5 protein-coding genes are annotated in these 2,644 nt (G+C 67.1%); 3 read left to right on the forward strand and 2 right to left on the reverse strand.

The annotated features are described in order from the left end of the window. Window positions 1-211: helix-turn-helix transcriptional regulator (locus tag VF468_21525; protein HEX5880871.1), on the forward strand; the 211-nt coding region annotated here is incomplete at its 5' end. Then, window positions 208-609: a hypothetical protein gene (locus VF468_21530; GenBank protein HEX5880872.1), complete on the forward strand. Its 402-nt coding sequence runs from the start codon at window positions 208-210 to the stop codon at window positions 607-609. The genes VF468_21525 and VF468_21530, both read left to right, overlap by 4 nt. 213 nt (window positions 610-822) lie before the next feature. Here VF468_21530 and VF468_21535 read toward each other — a convergent pair whose 3' ends face one another. After that, window positions 823-1,251: an SRPBCC family protein gene (locus VF468_21535; GenBank protein HEX5880873.1), complete on the reverse strand. Its 429-nt coding sequence runs from the start codon at window positions 1,249-1,251 to the stop codon at window positions 823-825. 363 nt (window positions 1,252-1,614) lie between these two features. Between VF468_21535 and VF468_21540 the strand changes: the two genes are divergently transcribed. Further along, window positions 1,615-2,079 carry a peptidoglycan-binding protein gene (locus tag VF468_21540; protein ID HEX5880874.1) on the forward strand — a complete coding sequence of 155 codons (465 nt, stop codon included), beginning with the start codon at window positions 1,615-1,617 and terminating at the stop codon, window positions 2,077-2,079. 239 nt (window positions 2,080-2,318) lie between these two features. Here VF468_21540 and VF468_21545 read toward each other — a convergent pair whose 3' ends face one another. After that, entirely contained in the window at window positions 2,319-2,513 is a 195-nt protein-coding gene (locus tag VF468_21545; GenBank protein ID HEX5880875.1) for a cold-shock protein, read from the reverse strand. Between the last annotated feature and the right edge of the window lie 131 nt (window positions 2,514-2,644).

The raw sequence follows: 2,644 nt of genomic DNA on the forward strand, positions 1-2,644 counted from the left end.
GACCATCCATCCCATCCTGGCCCGGCTGGAGACCGTGGGCTGGCTGACCTCCCGCTGGGAGGACATCGACCCCCGAACCGAGGGCCGCCCGGCCCGCCGCTACTACCAGCTCACCCCCGACGGACTGGAACGGGCCCGGGCCGCGCTGGCCCGCGCCTACAGCGCCACCGCCCGGCCCGCCTGGCTGCGACCCCTCGGGGAGGAATCATGACCGCCCTGGGGTCCCGGGGGACCGGCCAGGCGGGCCGACCCAGGTGGTGGGCGAGCTTGGCGGTCCGCTCGGCGTCGCTCCCGTTGCCCTCTGAGGACCGCTGGCGGTATCGCCAGGAGTTCCTGGCCGAGCTGTACGGCATGACCCCAGCCGAGCAACGGCACCACGCCGCCGGGGTGCTGTCCCGCGTCTGGACCCTGCGGATCGCCCTCACCGAGCCAGAACGGCTCCTAGTTCAGGAGGCCACCATGACCAAGCCCTGGCGCTGCCGACTGCACCTGCACCGCTGGCGCCTCGAAAGGGGCCATCAGGGGCAGCGGTACCGCGAGTGCATACGCTGCGGCGCCATCAGCGACCCCTCGACGCCACTACCGGGCGGCGGGTTCGGTGGCTATTAGACGGCCAAGGGCGCCAGCGTGGCGTGCGGGCGGGTGATGGGTGCGCCGCCAGGGACTCGAACCCCGAACCGTTGCCTAAGGGAGCGACACGGACGGTTTCTCGACGTGCGGTGTTCCGTCGTCAAAAGCCGTTTACCAGGCCGTTTGCTTGCCGGGGCTGTCCGTTGCTGACCCGTGGATGCCGTCGGTCTGTGCCCCCAGCGTGCCCACAGTCTATCGGTCCAGCAGTTCCTTGAGCTTCCTGAGGTTGGCGGCCACAGCCTCCCGGACACGTGGCACGGCGACTCGCCCAAGAAGCCGGCCAGGGCCGCGGAGTTCTAGCTCGACCGAGTTCGTGACCCGGGTTCCCTCCGGAACGGCGTCCAGGGCATAGGAGAGGCGCGAGGGGAACGGCCCGAGTTGGCCTCGTATCTCCAGCTGGCGGGGCGGGTTGTAGGCGGTGACCTCGAAGCTTTCTTCGCTTCGGCTCGGCACCGAACGCACTTGATGGTAGATCGTCCCTACTCCTACGGCCCCCTGGGAGACCTTGCGGGTCTCGACGATGGCGTAGTTCCACTTGGGGATGTTCTCGAAGTCGGAGAGGAACGCAAACACGTCCTCGATCGGTCTCCTGATCATCACGGTGTTCTCGAAGGTGGCCACAAGCCGCTCCTCCTTGAGGACGCCGAGAGCCTATCGGCCTTCAGGGCACCGTGCCGAGACTTCGACCTTCCCGACCACAGCTGATTCGCCCGCCTACATCATTCCCAGCTGCTTGAGCTCGAGGAGCGTGACCTGCTGATCCTTCCGTTGATGACCGCTCGTTACCGCTGATGCCCCGTACCCGACCGTTGCCACACCCGGCACGAACGCATGCGCCACCCACGACTCAGAGCACACCAGTGTCGCGAAGGCAACTTTGCCTCGCGACGCAGGTCCGGGGATCATGATCGAGACCTGGGCACAACCGCCATATCCGCCGAACGGGCGCGCATCCCTCACGGCGTCCCGGCAAAGGAGCAGCCGATGACCGCCGGCTCGATCAGTCCCTTTCCACTGGTCCGCAAGGGTGACCAGAACCATCCCGTCAAGACCCTGCAGTACCTGCTTCGAGCCCGGGGCCACACCGTCGCCGTTGACGGGATCTTCGGTCCCAACACCGACGCCGCGGTTCGGGCCTTCCAGCAGCAGAAGGGCCTGACGGTCGATGGGATCGTCGGTCCCAACACCTGGTCGGCGCTGATCATCACGGTCCGGCAGGGCAGCCAGGGGGATGCGGTGCGCGGGGTGCAGGAGGAGTTTCAGTTCCGCAACCTGTCCGGCGACCCGAGCAAAGGGTTGCAGGTCGATGGGATCTTCGGCCCCAGGACCGACGCCGCGGTCCGGGGCTTCCAGCAGGCCCTGCATCAGGACATCCCGTCGGTCACGGTCGACGGCATCGTTGGTCCGGTCACCTGGCAGGCGCTGGTCAGCGGGATGCTCTCCTTCTAGGAACCGCCCGCCGGCTGGTGATCGGAGCCTGACTTGTTCCGTGTCAGGAAAGACCAGCCCAACGGGGGCGGCTGGCACCGAGCATTTCCCTGTGTAGATGGCAGGCTTCGGGTGTCCGGGACAGACCGCTCGTGCCCGAGAGTGTCCGGTGGAACCTGCCCAGGTGTACCCCGAGCGCCATCCTTCAAGAGCATGAGAGCCCGCCCGGCGGACTACCGGGCGGGGCTATGTGGCGGTGGCTACTGGGGCTCCAGCAGCCGCACGTTGGCGGCCTGGGCGCCCTTCGGCCCCGACGTCACGTCGAACTCGACGGTCTGCCCCTCATCAAGTGAGCGGTAGCCGGTCGACTGGATCGCGCTGAAGTGCACGAAGACGTCTTCGCCGGACTCAGGGGCGATGAAGCCGTAGCCCTTGTCGGCGTTGAACCATTTCACGGTCCAGGGCCAGCAACGACAGACTGGTCAACGTCCATGAATGGACCGGCTGGGGAACCAAGCTGCACCGGGATGCATTGGAAGATGGCCAGCCTGTGTAGAACGCTCGATGGCATCCGACCCCGACAGGC

The sequence above is a fragment of the Actinomycetota bacterium genome, assembly GCA_036280995.1.
Taxonomy (GTDB): Bacteria; Actinomycetota; CALGFH01; order CALGFH01; family CALGFH01; genus CALGFH01.